At 70.0% G+C, this 17,274-nt stretch carries 17 protein-coding genes and 1 tRNA gene; 7 read left to right on the top strand and 11 right to left on the bottom strand.

Annotated features, from left to right (window positions below):
* Window positions 1-69: 69 nt before the first annotated feature.
* The 3 genes from QQX04_RS14495 to QQX04_RS14485 all read right to left on the bottom strand — a co-directional run bounded on the left by QQX04_RS14495 (window position 70) and on the right by QQX04_RS14485 (window position 2,772).
* Window positions 70-1,050 carry a ribose-phosphate diphosphokinase gene (locus QQX04_RS14495; protein ID WP_301130423.1) on the bottom strand — a complete coding sequence of 327 codons (981 nt, stop codon included), beginning with the start codon at window positions 1,048-1,050 and terminating at the stop codon, window positions 70-72.
* Entirely contained in the window at window positions 1,047-2,597 is a 1,551-nt protein-coding gene (glmU, locus tag QQX04_RS14490; RefSeq protein ID WP_301130422.1) for a bifunctional UDP-N-acetylglucosamine diphosphorylase/glucosamine-1-phosphate N-acetyltransferase GlmU, read from the bottom strand. Before glmU ends, QQX04_RS14495 begins: the two co-directional genes overlap by 4 nt.
* 103 nt (window positions 2,598-2,700) lie before the next feature.
* Window positions 2,701-2,772, bottom strand: a tRNA-Gln gene (locus QQX04_RS14485).
* A 96-nt stretch (window positions 2,773-2,868) separates the two neighbouring features.
* On the opposite strand from QQX04_RS14485, the gene QQX04_RS14480 reads away from it, so the two are divergent.
* A complete protein-coding gene (locus QQX04_RS14480; protein WP_301130429.1) occupies window positions 2,869-3,468 on the top strand; it encodes a TetR/AcrR family transcriptional regulator in 600 nt (199 codons plus the stop codon).
* 141 nt (window positions 3,469-3,609) lie between these two features.
* Window positions 3,610-4,026, top strand: coding sequence for a large conductance mechanosensitive channel protein MscL (gene mscL / locus QQX04_RS14475; protein ID WP_301130420.1), 417 nt, complete (start codon window positions 3,610-3,612; stop codon window positions 4,024-4,026).
* A 19-nt stretch (window positions 4,027-4,045) separates the two neighbouring features.
* Here mscL and QQX04_RS14470 read toward each other — a convergent pair whose 3' ends face one another.
* The 7 genes from QQX04_RS14470 to rsmI form a co-directional block, all read right to left on the bottom strand.
* The gene (locus QQX04_RS14470) at window positions 4,046-4,987 is read right to left on the bottom strand and encodes a 4-(cytidine 5'-diphospho)-2-C-methyl-D-erythritol kinase (RefSeq protein ID WP_301130418.1); all 942 of its coding nucleotides are present in this window, start codon (window positions 4,985-4,987) and stop codon (window positions 4,046-4,048) included.
* Window positions 4,988-5,014: 27 nt separating this feature from the next.
* Window positions 5,015-5,881, bottom strand: a complete 867-nt coding sequence (gene rsmA, locus QQX04_RS14465; RefSeq protein WP_367312978.1) for a 16S rRNA (adenine(1518)-N(6)/adenine(1519)-N(6))-dimethyltransferase RsmA — start codon at window positions 5,879-5,881, stop codon at window positions 5,015-5,017.
* Between the two features lie 5 nt (window positions 5,882-5,886).
* Entirely contained in the window at window positions 5,887-6,600 is a 714-nt protein-coding gene (locus QQX04_RS14460; protein ID WP_301130417.1) for an aggregation-promoting factor C-terminal-like domain-containing protein, read from the bottom strand.
* Between the two features lie 196 nt (window positions 6,601-6,796).
* Window positions 6,797-7,648, bottom strand: a complete 852-nt coding sequence (locus QQX04_RS14455; RefSeq protein WP_301130415.1) for a TatD family hydrolase — start codon at window positions 7,646-7,648, stop codon at window positions 6,797-6,799.
* The gene (gene metG, locus QQX04_RS14450) at window positions 7,649-9,442 is read right to left on the bottom strand and encodes a methionine--tRNA ligase (RefSeq protein ID WP_301130414.1); all 1,794 of its coding nucleotides are present in this window, start codon (window positions 9,440-9,442) and stop codon (window positions 7,649-7,651) included.
* A gap of 60 nt (window positions 9,443-9,502) precedes the next feature.
* Window positions 9,503-10,387: a M15 family metallopeptidase gene (locus QQX04_RS14445; protein WP_301130412.1), complete on the bottom strand. Its 885-nt coding sequence runs from the start codon at window positions 10,385-10,387 to the stop codon at window positions 9,503-9,505.
* On the bottom strand, window positions 10,374-11,240 hold the full coding sequence (rsmI, locus tag QQX04_RS14440; RefSeq protein WP_301130411.1) for a 16S rRNA (cytidine(1402)-2'-O)-methyltransferase: 867 nt from the start codon (window positions 11,238-11,240) through the stop codon (window positions 10,374-10,376). Before rsmI ends, QQX04_RS14445 begins: the two co-directional genes overlap by 14 nt.
* Before the next feature lie 61 nt (window positions 11,241-11,301).
* Here rsmI and QQX04_RS14435 point away from each other — a divergent pair, with 61 nt between their 5' ends.
* Complete coding sequence (locus QQX04_RS14435) at window positions 11,302-12,804, top strand: dolichyl-phosphate-mannose--protein mannosyltransferase (RefSeq protein ID WP_301130409.1); 1,503 nt, start codon at window positions 11,302-11,304, stop codon at window positions 12,802-12,804.
* 10 nt (window positions 12,805-12,814) lie between these two features.
* Here QQX04_RS14435 and QQX04_RS14430 read toward each other — a convergent pair whose 3' ends face one another.
* Window positions 12,815-13,255 carry an Lrp/AsnC family transcriptional regulator gene (locus tag QQX04_RS14430; protein WP_301130407.1) on the bottom strand — a complete coding sequence of 147 codons (441 nt, stop codon included), beginning with the start codon at window positions 13,253-13,255 and terminating at the stop codon, window positions 12,815-12,817.
* A 129-nt stretch (window positions 13,256-13,384) separates the two neighbouring features.
* Here QQX04_RS14430 and ddaH point away from each other — a divergent pair, with 129 nt between their 5' ends.
* From ddaH to QQX04_RS14410, 4 genes are read left to right on the top strand one after another with little or no spacing between them, the layout of a single operon-like run.
* The gene (gene ddaH / locus QQX04_RS14425; protein ID WP_367312975.1) at window positions 13,385-14,260 is read left to right on the top strand and encodes a dimethylargininase; all 876 of its coding nucleotides are present in this window, start codon (window positions 13,385-13,387) and stop codon (window positions 14,258-14,260) included.
* Entirely contained in the window at window positions 14,260-15,294 is a 1,035-nt protein-coding gene (ocd, locus tag QQX04_RS14420; protein WP_301130405.1) for an ornithine cyclodeaminase, read from the top strand. The genes ddaH and ocd overlap by 1 nt, the downstream gene beginning before the upstream one ends.
* A gap of 52 nt (window positions 15,295-15,346) precedes the next feature.
* Complete coding sequence (locus tag QQX04_RS14415; RefSeq protein WP_301130404.1) at window positions 15,347-15,988, top strand: HdeD family acid-resistance protein; 642 nt, start codon at window positions 15,347-15,349, stop codon at window positions 15,986-15,988.
* A 3-nt stretch (window positions 15,989-15,991) separates the two neighbouring features.
* Entirely contained in the window at window positions 15,992-17,221 is a 1,230-nt protein-coding gene (locus QQX04_RS14410; RefSeq protein ID WP_301130402.1) for an AI-2E family transporter, read from the top strand.
* Window positions 17,222-17,274: the final 53 nt, after the last annotated feature.

Below are 17,274 nucleotides of genomic sequence, written 5' to 3'. Positions count from 1 at the left end.
CCCGGGGGGGGGGGGGGGGGGGGCCCCGGGCCCCCCCCCGCCCCTCACGCGTTCAGATGATGGTGTCGGTCAAACGTTGCCGTTGAACAGGCTGGTGACCGAGCCGTCCTCGAAGACCTCATGGATCGCGCGGGCGATCAGCGGCGCGATGGACAGGACCGTGAGGCCGTCCCAGCGCTTGTCATCAGAGATCGGCAGGGTGTCGGTCACGATGACCTCAGAGATGCCGGAGTCGCGCAGGCGCTCCACGGCGGGGCCAGACAGGAGCCCGTGGGTCGAGGCGACGATCACGCTTGCAGCGCCGTTCTCGAACAGCGCCTCGGCCGCCTGGACGATGGTGCCGCCGGTGTCGATCATGTCGTCGACGAGGACGCAGGTGCGGCCCTTGACGTCACCGACGAGCTCGTGGACCTTCACCTGGTTCGGCACCGAGGGGTCGCGACGCTTGTGAATGATCGCGAGCGGCGCGCCCAGGTGGTCGGACCACTGGTCGGCCAGGCGCACGCGGCCCGCATCGGGCGAGACGATCGTGAGGTTGTCGGGAGCCACGCGGGTGCGGACGTACTGCGCGAGCAGCGGCATCGCCCACAGGTGGTCCACCGGGCCGTCGAAGAATCCCTGGATCTGCGAGGTGTGCAGGTCCACCGACATGATGCGGTCGGCACCGGCCGTCTTGAACAGGTCAGCCATCAGGCGGGCGGAGATCGGCTCGCGACCCTTGTGCTTCTTGTCCTGACGGGCGTAGCCATAGCAGGGCATGATCACGGTCACGCGCTTCGCGGAGGCGCGCTTCATGGCGTCGACCATGATCAGCTGCTCCATGATCGCCTCGTTGATGGGCGCGGCGTGCGACTGGATGATGAAGGCGTCTGCACCTCGCACCGACTCGCCGAACCGCACGTACAGCTCGCCGTTGGCGAAGGTGTAGGCGGTGGTCGGCAGCAGCTCGATCCCCATGTCCGTGGCGACGGCCTCAGCCAGCTCAGGGTGGGCGCGCCCGCCGGCGAGCACCATCCGACGCTCAGACGGGTTCGAGATGATCGAGCTCATGACTCTCCTTCATGCGTCGGGCCCTGTTCGCCCGACGATAGTCCTTCGTGAGACCCGGGCGCGCGTCGAGCACGCTCGGCCGCCTCAGCGGAAGGAGTGCCGGGGCGGCGGCGCTCCACCCACCCGTCCACGTTCTGCTGAGGCGAAGAGTTGATGGCGAGAGCACCCGGCGGCACGTCGTGGCGCACAGTGGTGCCGGCGCCTGTGTACGAGCCATCGCCCAGGGTGACGGGCGCGATGAGGGTGTTGTCAGAGCCGATGCGCACGTGTGCGCCGACGACGGTGCGGTGCTTGTGCACGCCGTCGTAGTTGACGAAGATCGTGCCGGCCCCGACGTTGGAGCCTTCCCCGATCTCCGCATCGCCGACGTAGCTGAGGTGAGGCACCTTCGCTCCGTCGCCGATCCTTGCGTTCTTGGTCTCGACGAAGCCGCCCACCTTGCCCTTGACCCCGACGACGGTGCCGGGGCGCAGGTAGGTGAACGGGCCGATCGTGGCGCGGTCCCCGATGACGGAGGACACGCCGTGCACGCGGGTGACGGTCGCGCCGTCTCCCACCGTGACGTCTGTGAGGGTGGAGTCGGGGCCGACGGTCGCGCCGGTGCCGACCGTCGTCGCACCGTGGAGCTGGACTCCGGGGAGGATCGTCGCGTCCTCTCCGAGCGTGACATCGGCGTCGATCCACGTGGTCTCGGGGTCGACGATGGTCACGCCTGCGCGCATCCAGTCCTCGACGATGCGCCGGTTCATGGTCGCGCCGGCCTTGGACAGCTGGACGCGGTCGTTCACGCCCTCGACGTCGGAGGCGTTCGGGGCGATCATCGCGCCCACACGCCCGCCGGCCTCGCGCGCGAGCGAGACGACGTCGGTGAGGTACATCTCGCCCTGGGAGTTGTCCGTGCCCACCTGGGCGAGCGCCTCCCGCAGCACCGACGCGTCGAACACGTAGATGCCTGCGTTGATCTCGTCGATCCGATGCTGCTCGTCCGTGGCGTCCCTGTGCTCGACGATCGCCATCACGTCGCCCGTGCTGCCGCGGACGATGCGCCCGTAGCCCGTGGGGTCAGCGACCTTGGCGGTGAGGATGGTGACGGCGTTGCCGATCTCGGTGTGCGCGTCGACCAGGCGACCCAGAAGGTCACCGGTGACGAGCGGCACGTCGCCTGAGGTGACGACCACAGCGCCCTCCAGCTGAAGGCCGAGCACCGAGCGGTCTCCCGCCGCGCCTGCCGCCACCGCAGCGGCGACAGTGGTCGCGTCGAGCGCGGACATGCCGCACCAGACCGCGCGACCGGTGCCGGGGATCTCGTCCTGGTCGGCCACGAGCGCCTCGGGGGCGACGTCGGCCACATGCGCGGCGACGGCGTCACGCTCGTGCCGGACCACGACGACGGTGCGCTGCGGGTCGAGCTCGTGCGCCGCCTCGATCGCGTGGTGGAGAAGGGTGCGGCCCGCGATCCTGTGAAGGACCTTCGGGGTAGCCGACCTCATACGGGTACCTGCGCCTGCCGCGAGGATCATCACGGCCGCGGGACGGGTGCGGGTCAACACTCCCCCTTCGCTGGGCCCTGTCAGGGCTTCGGGTCGATCGGTGACAACTCTACCTGTCGCGGCCCGGGACCTCGCGCGCACCGGCGTGCGGGCCTGACCGCTCCGCCCACAGGATTCGAACCTGTACCGCAAGGCTCCAAAGGCCTGCGTGCTGCCGTTACACCAGGGCGGAATGGGACCCGAAGTTCCCAGGATGACCCAGTCTGCCAGCCGAACACGGCAGACTGGGACCGTGACCGACGAACCGAGGAAGCCCGTCCGCTCCCGCATGACCGCCCGCGAGCGCCGAGAGCAGCTGCTCACGGTGAGCCGCGCGCTGTTCGCCGAGAAGGGCTTCGAGGGCGCCTCCGTGGAGGAGATCGCGGCCCGAGCGGACGTGTCCAAGCCCGTCGTGTACGAGCACTTCGGCGGCAAGGAGGGCATCTACGCCGTCATCGTCGACCGCGAGGTCGAGGCGCTCCTCGGCGCCCTCACGGGAGCCCTGTCGCAGGTCGCGCATCCCCGCCAGCTCGTGGAGCGCGCCGCCATGGCGCTGCTCGGCTACATCGAGGCCTCGCCCGACGGCTTCCGCATCCTCGCGCGCGACTCGCCCGTCGCCCAGACCTCCGGCACCTTCTCGTCCCTGCTCGGCGACGTGTCCGCGCAGGTCGAGGGTCTCCTCGCGGACCAGTTCCGCAAGCGCGGCCTCAACCCGTCGGTCGCCCCCATCTACTCGCAGATGCTCGTCGGCATGGTCGCGCTCACGGGTCAGCACTGGGCCGAGGTCCGCGAGCCCTCCAAGGAGGTCGTCGCAAGCCACCTGGTGAACCTCGCGTGGAACGGGCTGCACGGACTCGAGCGTCGGCCCGGCCTGCCCAGCGAGCACTGAGCGAGACCTCCCGGCACGGCGTGCCACGTTCCCTCGCGCGATCAGCACCCGTCCGATAGATTCACTTCGGGCGGATTGCGCCCGACGACCTCGGCCGACCCGGAGCCGACGCGTCACGTCACCTGACCAGGGGGAACAGCCGTGATCAAGGGCTTCAAGGACTTCATCATGCGCGGCAACGTCGTGGACCTCGCGGTCGCGGTCGTCATCGGCGCCGCGTTCGGAGCGATCGTCACCTCGCTCGTCGACAACATCGTCAACCCGCTCATCGCCGCGATCTTCGGCCAGCCCGACCTGTCGAACGTGCTCGCGATCACGCTCAACGACGCAGGCACCGCCGACCCCGCGGACGACGCGGTGCTCGCGATCGGCGCCTTCCTCACCGCGGTCATCAACTTCCTGATCATCGCTGCCGCGATCTACTTCGCCGTCGTCCTCCCGCTCAACAAGCTCGCCGCACACAAGAAGAAGGACGAGCCCGCGCCGGACGAGCCCGTCGCGCCCACCGAGATCGAGCTGCTCACGGAGATCCGCGACGCGCTGACGAAGAAGGACTGACGCCTGGATCGCTCCCGCGTCAGTCGGACAGGTCCGCGACGATCGCTGCGCCCGCCGCAGGGCCCGACGCCGTGAGGACGGTGTGCGCGACGTCCTCGGCGGTGAGGTGGGCCGCGATCGCCAGGGCATGCTGCCGCGACCTCGCCAGCGCGGCGACGGTCGGGCCGGAGCCTGACACGATCGCGCCCACCGCGTCGGCGTCCTTCGCCGCGTCGATCACGTCCTGAAGGTGGGGCGCGAGGCGCAGCGCGGCGGGCTGAAGGTCGTTGGTCAGGGCGCTCCCGAGCGCGCGCGGGTCTCCCGCCATGAGTGCCGCCATGACCGCATCGTCGAGCGCGGGTTCGGCCACCTCAGCCTCGCCCGCCGCCACCGCGCGGTCGAACTCACGGAACACCGCCGGCGTCGACAGCCCCTCGCTCTGGGTGGCGAACACCCAGTGGAACTGTCCGTGGGTCATGGCAGGCGAGAGCTCATCACCCCGGCCGAGCCCGACCGCAGTATGCCCGTGAAGACAGAAAGGCACGTCCGCGCCCAGGCCCGCGCACAGCTCCTCGAGCTCCACCCGCGACGCTCCCGTGTCCCACGCCTCGGCGCACGCGACCGCGGCGGCCGCGGCGTCGGCGCTGCCGCCCGCCATGCCGCCTGCCACCGGGATGCCCTTGACGATGTCCAGGTCGATCCCGTCGGTGATCCCGTAACGCTCGGCCACGGCGCGCGCGGCGCGCACGGCGAGGTTGGACTCGTCGGTCGGCACGCTTGCCGGATCGAAGGTCAGCGCGGGCGACGCGGCGATGCGCAGCACGATGTCCTCGTCGTCGCGCGCGGTGGCGGTGACCGTCTCATACAGGCTCACCGCCTGGAACACCGTCACGAGCCTGTGATAGCCGTCGTCGCGGCGAGGTCCCACGGCGAGCTGGAGGTTCACCTTGCCCGGCGCGCGGACGGTGACGGTGCGTGGCATGGGCCCCATCGTGCCATGCCGTGATGCTCAGTCGAGGGCTGCCATCGCCTCGGCGATCCGCGTGAAGTCCTCGATGCCCAGCTGCTCGCCCCTGGTCAGCGGGCTGATGCCTGCGGAGAGGAGCGCCTGCTCGGAGCGCGCGGACGATCCCGCGAGTGACGCGAGCGCCCCGCGCAACGCCTTGCGCCGCTGCGCGAAGGCCGCGTCGATCACCGCGAAGACCTCTTCGCGCGTCGCAGTCGTGGACGGCGGGTCGCGACGTTCCATCAGCACCAGCGCCGAGTCGACGCGTGGCACCGGCCAGAACACGGCTCGGCCGACGTCACCCGCGCGGCGGACGTCGCAGTACCACGCTGCCTTCGCGCTGGGGATGCCGTAGGTGCGGGAGCCGGGAGGCGCGGCGAGCCTGTCGGCGACCTCCGCCTGCACCATGACGAGCACACGCTGCAGCGCAGGGAAGGTCTCAAGGAAGTGCAGGATCACCGGCACGGAGACGTTGTACGGCAGGTTCGCGACGAGCGCCGCGGGCGGTCCGGCCTCGGGGCCGGCTCCCGGCAGCTCACGCACCTCGAGCGCGTCCTGTCCGATGACGGCGAGCCGCTCCGACCCCTCGGGAGCACGCGCTGCCGCCGTCTGAGGGAGAGCCGCGGCAAGCAGCGGATCGATCTCGACGGCGGTGACCCACGCACCCGCCTCGAGCAACGCGAGAGTGAGGGAACCCAGACCTGGACCGACCTCGACGACGTGGTCGCCGGCCTCCACGCCTGCGATCCGCACGATGCGACGCACCGTGCCCGCGTCGACCACGAAGTTCTGTCCCCACTTCTTGGTGGGGGCGGTGCCGAGCGACTCGGCGAGCGTCCTGACGTCGCTGGGACCGAGCAGATCGGCCACGGGCGTCAGTACCAGCCGACCGACGTGAAGTGGCCCCACGCGTTGCAGGGGCTGCCGTAACGGTTCTTCACGTACCCGAGGCCCCACTTGATCTGCGTGGCAGGGTTCGAGTACCAATCGGCACCGGCGCTGGCCATCTTGGAGCCAGGGAGCGCCTGCGGGATGCCGTGCGCACCCGAGGACGAGTTGTGGGCGGTGTGGCTCCAGCCGGACTCGCGAGTCCAGAGCGCCTCAAGGCACTGCCACTGGCCGTCGGTCCACCCGTACATCGACTCAGCGAGCTCCTTGCCGATCGCGCGGTTGCCGGTCGGGTTGGAGGTGGCGACCGGGACCACGAGCGTGCCGACCGAGACGACCTCGTCCACCGGCTGATCCACGACCACGGACACGGTCTCCACGCGGGAGACCTCCTCGCCGTTCACGTAGGTGACCTCGTAGCTGACGAGCGACGTTCCCGCCTCGCCCTGGGTGACGACCTTCTCCTCGCCCTTCATCGCGCTCGGGTCCGACTCGGTGACGGTGCCGTGCGGAAGCGAGACCTCCTCGGTCTCCGTGACGACCTCGACCTGGGACTCGCCCGCATCGACCGGGCCGATGACCTCGAGCGTGGTGGTCGCACCCGCGTCCTGACGGACGGTCGTGAGCGCGTCGACGGTCGTGGACGTGAACGATCCCGCGGCGAATGCGATGAGCGCGGCGGACACGCCGAGCTGGCGCATGACGCGTGTACGCGAGCCCGTCCGGGCGCGCCGATCACGGCGTCCTCCGGGACGAGCAGTGGTGCGCAGGTAACTCAAGAGGTCCCTTCCGGGAGCGGAATCGAAGCCATCGTGGGGTCGTCTCGGGGGCGAGACACTCACGCTTTTATCTCATATCGGTAACGACCTTGGCGAACTGAATCGTAGTGTGACCGATCTACCAGGAACCATACAAAGTGACGCTCGTCACGTCGATCGCCTCGCACGCCTCTTCGACCGCGATGCCCTTCACCCGCGCGACCTCACGGACGGTGTGCGCGACGAGCGAGGGCGAGTTCGGCGCCCCGCGGTGAGGATGGGGGGTGAGGTAGGGCGAGTCGGTCTCCACGAGGAGGCGCGACATCGGCGTGACGGCGATCGCGGCGCGCAGCTCATGCGCGTTCTTGAACGTGACGTTGCCCGCGAAGCTCAGGTGGTAGCCGCGATCCACGCACAGGCGCGCCATCGCGGCGTCGCCCGAGAAGCAGTGCATCACCGTCCGCTCGGGCGCGCCGTCCTTCGCGAGGACGTCGAGCACGTCCGCGTGGGCGTCGCGGTCGTGGATCCCGAGCGCGAGGCCGAGCTCCTTGGCGAGCGCGATGTGGTCGCGGAACGCCGCGATCTGGGCGGGACGGTCAGGCTCGTCGGTCCAGTGGTAGTCGAGCCCTGTCTCGCTGATGATCCGGATCCGGTCGCCCGCGGCGAGGGCCGCGATCTCCGCGAAGGCCTCGTCGTAGCCGACGCCGGTCTGATGCTCACCCTTGACGTGGAGCGGCACCTCGTTCGGGTGCAGCGAGACCCCGCCGAGCATCTCCGGGTACGCCTGCACGGCTCCGGCGGTCCACCTTGCGGCCTCGAGGTCGCAGCCGATCTGGACCACGCGGTCGACTCCGACGCCGCGTGCCTCCGCGAGCCTGTCCTCGACGGATCGCGGCTCATCCCCGGCGGGGGACTCGAGGTGACAGTGGTTGTCGACGACGGGTGAGGGCAGCGGCTCGGGCGCCGGCGGCCAGGCTCCGCGACGCGCCACCTAGTCGTCGCTCCGCATGCGGTCCAGCTCGGCCTCGACGATGTCGTCGTCGAGCTTGGTGAACACGGGCGACGGCGGCGGGACGACGGTGCCCGCGACCAGGTCGCGCCGGCCCCACGTGCCCTGCTGTGACGAGTAGTCGCCCTGGATCACCGGGTAGGAGCGGTCGGGTATGTCGAGGTCGTCGACCTCGTTCATCTGCGGCATCGGCGAGAACGTGCCGGTACCGCCGAGCGCCTCGTGGACCTTCTGCGCGGAGTGCGGCAGGAAGGGCGCGAGCATGCTGTTCGCGTCGCTCACCAGCTGCGCGGCGACGCCGAGCACGGTGCGCATGCGGTCGGGGTCCTCGTTCTTGAGCTTCCAGGGAGCCGTCTCCGCGAGGTACGCGTTCGCGTCCCCGACCACGCGCATCGCCTCGGAGATGCCCTGACGCTGCCGGTGGTGACGGACCAGGTCGCCCACCTGGGTGAAGCCCTGGAGCGACTTGTCCAGCGCGGCGCGGTCCACATCCTGCAGCTCCCCGAGCGCGGGGATCTCACCCACGTTCTTGTGCAGGAGCGAGGCGGTGCGGTTGACCAGGTTGCCCCAGCCCGCGACCAGCTCGTTGTTGGTGCGGCGCTGGAACTCGGACCACGTGAAGTCGGCGTCCGACGTCTCCGGGCCGGCGACGGCGATGAAGTACCGCAGAGCATCAGGCTGGTAGCGCGCCAGCATGTCGCGCACATAGATGACGTGACCACGCGACGAGGAGAACTTGGCGGACTCCATCGTCAGGAACTCGCTCGAGACCACCTCGGTGGGGAGCTGCAGGTCGCCGAACGGACCGAGCACGCCTCCCTTGGCTCCGCGACCGTTGGCGGCGAGGAGCTCAGCCGGCCAGATCTGCGAGTGGAACGTGATGTTGTCCTTGCCCATGAAGTAGTAGGACAGGGTCTCCGGGTCGTTCCACCACTTGCGCCACGCGTCGGGGTCGCCCGAGCGGCGGGCCCACTCGATGGACGCGCTGAGGTAGCCGATGACGGCGTCGAACCAGACGTAGAGGCGCTTGGTGGGATTGTCCTCCCAGCCCTCGAGCGGGATGGGGATGCCCCAGTCGATGTCGCGCGACATCGCGCGAGGGCGCACGTCGTTGAGGAGGTTGAGCGAGAAGTTGAGGACGTTCGGACGCCAGCCCTTGCGCGAGCCGAGCCACGTCGCGAGCGCATCCGTGAGGGCCGGCAGGTCGAGGAAGAAGTGCTCGGTCTCGATGAACTTGGGCGTCTCGCCGTTGATGCGGCTGACGGGGTTGATGAGGTCGATCGCGTCGAGCTGGTTGCCGCACGCGTCGCACTGGTCGCCGCGCGCGCCGTCGGTGCCGCAGATGGGGCACGTGCCCTCGATGTAGCGGTCCGGCAGGGTGCGTCCGGTGGAGGGCGAGATCGCGCCGCGCGTCGTCTGCTCGATCATGTAGCCGTTCTTGTGCACGGCCTTGAACATCTCCTGCACGACCTTGTAGTGGTTGCCGGTCGTGGTGCGGGTGAACAGGTCGTAGCTGAGGCCCAGCTGGGTGAGGTCCTCGACGATCACGCGGTTGTAGCGGTCGGCGAGCACCTGCGGGTCCACGCCCTCGCCCTCGGCCTGCACCAGGATCGGGGTGCCGTGCTCGTCGGTCCCCGAGACCATGAGCACGTCCTCCCCGGCCATGCGCATGTAGCGGCTGAAGACGTCGGAGGGCACGCCGAAACCGGCGACATGGCCGATGTGGCGCGGGCCGTTCGCGTACGGCCAGGCGACAGCGGAGAGGATGTGCGACATGCCGCCCATCCTAGTGACGACGCGGGACCCCTCTCGCGTCGGGCCGCGCACGGGCGAAGGTCAGTCCGCGTAGTCGGGCGCGGCGGGGAAGCCGAGCGCCTCCTCGAGCGTCGAGATGCCCTCCTCATGCATGCGTGTGGACAGCTCGACTCCCACGTAGCGCAGGTGCCACGGCTCGTACCGGTAGCCCGTGACCTCGGCGCCACCGTCCGGGTAGCGGACGATCCATCCGTGCTCCCACGCGTGGGCGGCGATCCAGCGACCGAGCGGCTCGTCCGCGAAGCACTGCTTGACGCGGCACTCCGACGACCAATGGACGTCCACCGCCCACCCTGTCTGATGCTCCGAGTGGGCAGCGCGGGCCGAGAAGGTCTCCGCGCGGGCCGCACCCCACTGGGAGACGTACTGCCTGTGGAGCGCCTGCTGCTCCCCTCGGCTCCGGTACGCGCTCGCGACCGCGAGGTCCAGCCCGTCCGCTACGGCGGCATCCCTGAGGTCGACGAGCGCCGCGGCGGCCTCCGCGGTGAGGCGCTCCCCCGCACCACCGGTCAGGCCAGCAAGGCTCACGAGGCCCTGCGGCTCGTAGTCCGACGGCTCGAGCGGGTTCGCCTTGTTCACCATCACCCAGGCAGAGGTGGGGTCCTTGGTCGACCAGATCTCCACCGCCCTCTGGTCGAGGTCCGTCTCGACAGTCCTGACGTCGGACAGCGGCAGGGTGCTGTCGAGCGCGAGCGGGTCGCCGGGCGCGGTCACCGCGGGAACGGCGCCGATCGTGGGCGGGGCCACGGCGTTCGATGCCGAGGGGGTGGGCTGCGGCGCGGGCGCGGCGCCCGAGGACGGAGCGACGAACCCGAGGCCCCCGCCCACCGCGAGCCCGACTGCCCCCGCGACGATCGCGGAGAGCATCGCGGGCCTGCGCGAGCGCGCGTGGTCAGGCCGTGGCATCTCCGCCGGATCCTCGTGCGCGGAGCACCGCGTTGTAGAGGTCGCGTCGGGACAGCCCTGTCGCGGAGGCGACGTCGGCCACGGCATCCTTGGCCCGCTCGCCGGTCCGCACCCGGGCGAGCACCTCGTCGACCGCGGACTCCTGATCGAGCGCCTCGGCCGGGCGCCCCGACACGGTGATCACGATCTCGCCGCGGGGGTTCTCGTCGCCCGCCCACGCGGCGAGCTCTCCGAGCCCGCCGCGCCGCGTCTCCTCATACGTCTTGGTGAGCTCGCGGGACACGGAGGCGGCGCGATCGGCGCCCCACGCGTCGGCCATCGCCTCCAGGGTGTCCGCCAGCCGGTGCGGCGCCTCGAAGAACACCATGGTGCGCGGCTCCCCCGCGAGCGCCTCGAAGGTGCGCGCCCTCTCGCCCGCCTTGCGGGGCGGGAAGCCCTCGAAGCAGAAGCGGTCGGTCGGCAGCCCCGAGAGCGCGAGCGCGGTGAGGACGGCGCTGGGGCCCGGCAGCACCGAGACGGGCACCCCTGCGGCGATCGCCTCGGAGACGACGCGGTACCCCGGGTCGGAGACTGTCGGCATGCCCGCATCGGACACGACGAGCACGGTGCCGCCGTCCGCGGCGTGGGCCACGAGGTCGGCAGCGCGCTCACCCTCGTTGTGATCATGGACGGCGACGACTCGCCCGTGGACCTCGACCCCCAGACGCGTGGCGAGGTCGCGCAGCCTGCGCGTGTCCTCCGCCGCGACCACGTCGGCGCTCGCGAGGGCCTCGCGCAGGCGCGGCGACGCGTCGCCCGGGTTGCCGATCGGGGTGGCGCCCAGAAGCACCAGGCCCGTCGTCGTCTCGTCCATGTGCACCAGCGTCGCACACGGGTTCCCCCTGTTCAGGGCACGCCACGGATAGGCTTCGACTGTGATCTGGGGATGGGCGTACCGCTGGCGGGTCCAGCTGATGGCCGTGGGAGTCGGTCTGGTGGCCGCGGTGCTGCGGTTCATGACGCTCGCCTACCCGACCAAGCTCGTGTTCGACGAGGTGTACTACGCCCGCGGCGCGTTCTCGCTGCTCGTCTACGGCTACGAGGGCAACTGGACCGGCGACGACCAGGCGTTCGCGTCGGGCGACTACTCAGGGCTCTGGTCCGAGGGCGACTACGTGGTGCACCCGATGGTGGGCAAGCTGCTGATCGCGCTGGGCATCAAGATGTTCGGTCCCACGCCCTTCGGATGGCGCTTCATGATCGCGGTGGTGGGCGTCGCGACGGTCGTCATGACGGCGCTGATCGCCCGCACCGTGCTCAAGTCCACGCTGTTCGGCGGCATCGCGGGACTCCTGCTCGCGCTGGACGGCCTTCACATCGTGATGTCGCGCACGGCGCTGCTCGACGGGTTCCTCGCGTTCTTCGTGGTCGCGGCCTTCGGGCTTCTCGTGTGGGATCGAGAACGGTTCCGGCGTCGGCTCGACGCCGCGATGGACGCCGCGCGGGCGGAGGGCAGGGATCCGACGCTCGGCTACGGGCCCGACATGGGCGTCAGATGGATGCGGCTCGCCGCGATCGTCACGCTCGGCCTCGCCGTCGCCACGAAGTGGTCGGGCGGGTACTTCGCCGCGGTCTTCATGGTGATGACGATCGTGTGGGACATGAGCGCCCGCAGGTCCGCGGGCATCGAGCGGTGGTTCGCAGGCTCGGTCTGGCGCGGCATCCCCACGTTCTTCGCCACCGTCATCCTGATACCCGCGGTGTACGTCGCGACGTGGTGGAACTGGTTCGCGACCGACGGCTCGTATGCGAGGAGCTGGGCGGCGGATCATCCGGGCGAGGGCGTGACCTGGCTGCCCGAGGCCCTGCGCTCGCTCGTCGAGTACCACCGGCAGATGTGGGACTTCCACACCGGCCTCACGACTCCGCACAACTATGCGTCGAACCCGTGGGGCTGGCTCCTGCAGCTGCGTCCTACGGCGTTCTGGTTCGAGGACGTCGAGGGCGTCAACTGCGGCGCCGAGCGGTGCGTGACCGCGATCACCTCGATCGGCAACGTCGCGATCTGGTGGGTGGGGATCGCGGCGCTGCTCTTCGCCCTCTGGCGGCTGATCCGCCACCGCGACACCACCGGCTTCGTGCTGTCGCTCGGAGTGTGGGCCGGCTGGCTGCCGTGGCTCCCCTACTCGTACCGCACGATCTTCACGTTCTACGCGGTCGTGTTCGTCCCGTTCCTGGTGATGGTGATCGCGTGGGCGCTGCAGCGGATCGCACAGCCGCATGGGCCGGGCACGTGGTCGCGCACGGGCGTCGCGATCGTGGGCATCTATGTGGGCATCGTGGTGATCGTGGCCGGCTACTTCCTGCCGCTGTGGACGGGCAACCCGATCCCGTACGACTACTGGCGGATGCACATGTGGAGCCGCCCCTGGATCTGACGCGGCTGCGTCACTCCCGGCGCGCGATCAGCTGCGAGAGCACGATCGCGGAGCGAGTGGAGTCCACCTGAGGCGCGAGCCTCACCTTCTCGAGCGCATCCTCGAGCGCGGGCATGCTCGAGGCGCGCAGCCGGACGAGCGCGTCGGCCTCGCCGGTGACGGTCTGCGCCTCGATCACGTCGGGGATGCCGCCCAGGATGCGGCGCAGCTCGTCAGGGCCGACGGTGCCGCGGCAGAAGACCTCGACGAACGCCTCGGTGTCGCGTCCGTCGACTGTAGGATCGACGAGCACCGTGTAGCCGCGAATGACCCCGGCCGACGTCATCCTGTCCATGCGACGCTTGACCGCCGTGGGTGACAGGCCGATGCGCTCTCCCATGTCCTGGTAGCTGATGCGACCGTCGAGCTTGAGCTCGTCGATGATGCGGCGGTCGAGTTCGTCGATTGCCATTCCTCCCCCATCCTCCGGCTCGGTGCAGGTTTCCATCGTAAAGCACGATGAAGTCGCCCGAATCACTATTCCTGGTCACGAAATCGTCACGGAATCTCTGTCACGCTTGACCGTGAAGGAGGTCCCGACTTGACCATCACCGCTCCCGCCTCGATCCGCGCCCAGCGCGTCGCGACGCCCCGCACCGTGCTCATGTGCCGTCCGTCGCACTTCACGGTGTCGTACTCCATCAACCCGTGGATGAAGCCTGAGGACCCCACCGACACCGCCCGCGCCCTCTCCCAGTGGGCCGAGCTGCGGCGCGCATTCGAGCGCCTCTCCTTCACGATCGAGGAGATCGAGCCGGGCGAGGACCTCCCCGACATGGTGTTCGCCGCGAACGGCGGACTCGTGGTCGACGGCACCGCCTACACCGCGAAGTTCACGCACCCCGAGCGCGCCCCCGAGGCCGGCCTCTACGCCGAGTGGTTCGCGCGCGCCGGCTACGACGTGGTCGAGGCCGTGGAGACCAACGAAGGAGAAGGGGACATCCTGCTGATCGGCGACACGCTCTTCGCCGGCACAGGCTTCCGCACCGACACCGCGTCGCACCGCGAGATGGCCGAGCTGTTCGGTCGCGAGGTCGTCTCGCTGCGACTCGTGCGCCCCGACTTCTACCACCTCGACACCGCCCTCGCCGTGCTCGACGACCGCCCGGGCCACGAGCACATCGCCTACCTGCCGAGCGCCTTCGACGACGCCAGCCGCGCCGAGCTCGAGCGCCGTTTCCCCGACGCGATCCTCGTCGACGAGCACGACGCCTCCGTCTTCGGCCTCAACGCCGTCTCCGACGGACTCCACGTCATCACCGCCGCCCGCGCCACCGCGTTCCAGCACCAGCTGCGCGAGGCCGGTTACGAGCCCATCGGCGTCGACCTCACCGAGCTCCTGCTCGCGGGCGGCGGCGCCAAGTGCTGCACGCTCGTGCTCCGCACCCGTCCCACCACCCCGGAGGAGGCCCGCTGATGGTCCAGTTCGTCGACGTCGCCCACATGAGCCGCTGGATGGCCGACGAGGGGGTTCAGAGCCTCATCGCCGACCTCGTCACGTACCTTGAGGACGACTACCGCCGCTGGGAGCAGTTCGACAAGTGCCCGCGCCTGCCGTCCCACTCCGAGCACGGCGTGATCGAGCTCATGCCCACAGCCGATGCGGAGCTCTACGGCTTCAAGTACGTCAATGGGCACCCCATCAACCCGTCGCGCGGTCTGCAGACGGTGACGGCGTTCGGCGCTCTGGCCGACGTCGCGACCGGCTACCCGCTCCTGCTCGCCGAGATGTCACTGCTGACCGCGCTGCGGACCGCGGCCGTCTCGGCGATGGCGGCACGCCGCCTCGCACGCCCGGGATCCCGCGTCCACGCGCTCGTGGGCACCGGCACCCAGTCCGAGTTCCAGGCGCTCGGCATGCGGGCGGTGCTCGGTCTCGACGACCTGCGCATCTGGGACGTGGACCCCGCAGCCATGGACAAGTTCACCCGCAACGCACAGGCGCTCGGCTTCACCGTGCACCGCGCCACGTCCGCCGCCGATGCCGTCCGGGGCGCCGACGTGGTCACCACCTGCACCGCGGACAAGGTCAACGCGACCATCCTCACGGATGACATGGTCGAGCCCGGCATGCATCTCAACGCGATCGGCGGGGACAGCCCCGGCAAGACGGAGCTCGACCCCGCGATCCTGCGCCGCGCCGACACCTTCGTCGAGTTCCACCCGCAGACCCTCGTCGAGGGCGAGATCCAGAACCTGGGCGCCGCGCACCCCACCGTCGACCTGTGGCGCGTGGTCGACGGGCAGGCGGCGGGCCGCGTGTCCGACCACCAGATCACCGTCTTCGACTCGGTGGGCTTCGCGGTCAACGACTTCTCCGCCCTGCGCTTCCTGCGCGACCGGGTCTCGGGAAGCCCCTACGCGACCGAGATCGACCTGGTGGCCGAGCCCGCCGACCCCAAGGACCTGTTCTCCCTGGTCACCTTGGCATCGCCCGTCGCTCCCCACTAGGTTCGATGGTGCAGGGGCGGGGTGCCCCTGCACCATCGGCTAGGAGCGTCACATGACCGCAGACGACCGTCCAGACATGCCTTCCGAGGAGCCCCGCTCCGCGACCGGATTCTTCGCCATCGCCACGTCGCTGGATGACGCGCCGCCGCCACCGCAGCTCGTGCGCTCCATGAGCACCGTCATCGGCGTGCTCGGCGGGATCTCGCTCGCGCTCGGACTCGCGCTCCTCATCTGGCCGGGCGCGACCCTCAAGGTCGGCGCCGCGCTCGTCGCCATCAACTTCCTGCTCGCCGGCGTGATCCGGCTCGTGATCGGCGCCCTCCGCACCGGCTACTCGGGCGCGATGCGCGCCGTGATGCTGATCTTCGGCATGCTGCTCGTGATCGCGGGCGTGGTGATGCTCCGCAACCTCGAGTCGAGCGCGGCCGTGCTCCTGCTCCTCACCGTCATCCTCACCGGGCTCGGCTGGATCGTCGAGGGCGTCATGGCGCTCGTCGACTCCAACAACGCCGCCTCACGCGGATGGGCCATCGCCGCAGGCGCGCTCGCGCTTGTCGCAGGCATCGTCGCGATCGCCGTCCCCGGCTGGACCGCGGTCGTGTTCGTCGCCTTCATCGCGATCAGCCTCATCGTCCTCGGCGCGCTCGGACTCGGTCGCGCGATCTCGATGCGCCGCTCGCTCAAGGCCGCCTGACCCATGACCTTCGAGAAGGAGGAGATGCCCCCCGAGGTCGTCGCCGCCGCGCGCAAGGAGGCGGCGGAGCGGCCCAGCGCATCACTCCCCCCGTGGACCGACAAGCTGATCTGGTCGGTGCTGTGGAAGATCGTCGCCGTCGGGCTCGTGGTCGCTGCAGGCATGTGGGCCCTCGGCCAGCTCTCCCACTTCTTAGGGCTGCTGTTCGTGGCGCTCTTCTTCGCGCTCGCGATGATCCCAGGCGTCGAGGCGCTGACCAAGCGCTTCGGGATCCGACGCGGCGCCGCCGTCGGCCTCATCTACCTGGCGGCCGTGGTCCTGGTCGCATTCCTGGTCGCCGTCCTCATCCCCGGGATCGTCCGGTTCGCGACCGAGGTCGGCGCGGCCGCGTCAGTGTGGTTCGAGCACCTGAACACCTGGTGGGAGAGCCTGTTCGGCACCACGCTGATCGACCAGGGCGACGCCGCCGACGGCACGAGCGCGATCGCGCGGGTCCTCCAGAACTGGGCCTCAGGAGCGCTCGGTGCGCTGTCGTCGGGACTCGGGATCGTCTTCGACCTGATGACGGTCGCCATGTTCGCCTTCTACTTCGCCGCCGACTGGCCGCGCGTGATGCGGGCGCTCATGTCGCGCATGCCTCCCCACCGCCAGCGCGTGTTCAAGTGGGTCGCCGTCACCTCGATCGAGCAGACCGGCGGCTACTTCTACTCCCGCCTGCTGCTTGCCAGCGTCTGCGGTGGCCTCGGCTTCGTCGCGATGCTCGTGGTCGGCCTGGACCTGGTCTACGCGCTGCCGATGGCGTTCTTCATGGGGTTCGTCTCGACCTTCATCCCGTTCATCGGCACCTATCTGGGCGCCGCGCTCCCGATCCTGATCGTCCTTGCGGTCGAGGGAGTCGGCAACGCGATCGGCCTGCTCGCCTGGGTGCTCGTCTACCAGCAGATCGAGAACTACGCGCTCAGCCCCAAGCTGTCGTCCAAGACGATGGAGCTCAACGGCGCTGTCGCCTTCGGTGGCGCGATCGCCGGTGGAGCGCTGGCGGGTCCCATGGGCGCCTTCATGGCGCTCCCGATCGCAGCCCTCATCACCGCGATCATCAAGAACACCGGCCGCACCTACGCGGTGATCGACGAGGAGCCCGAGCCTGAGCCTGTCGAGGCGCCGGAAGAGCCCGCCGAGCTCGAGGCCGCCTCGCCAGGGCTGGCGCGTCGCCTGCAGTTCTGGCGCCGCTGACCGCGAGACCGCCCTGGCATCGCCTCAGTGCCGCGCGACCCCCGGGTCACGGC

The organism is Demequina zhanjiangensis, from assembly GCF_030418315.1.
GTDB lineage: Bacteria > Actinomycetota > Actinomycetes > Actinomycetales > Demequinaceae > Demequina > Demequina zhanjiangensis.
Note: the sequence above shows the minus strand (reverse complement) of the source record. Positions and strands in the feature narration are given on the sequence as shown.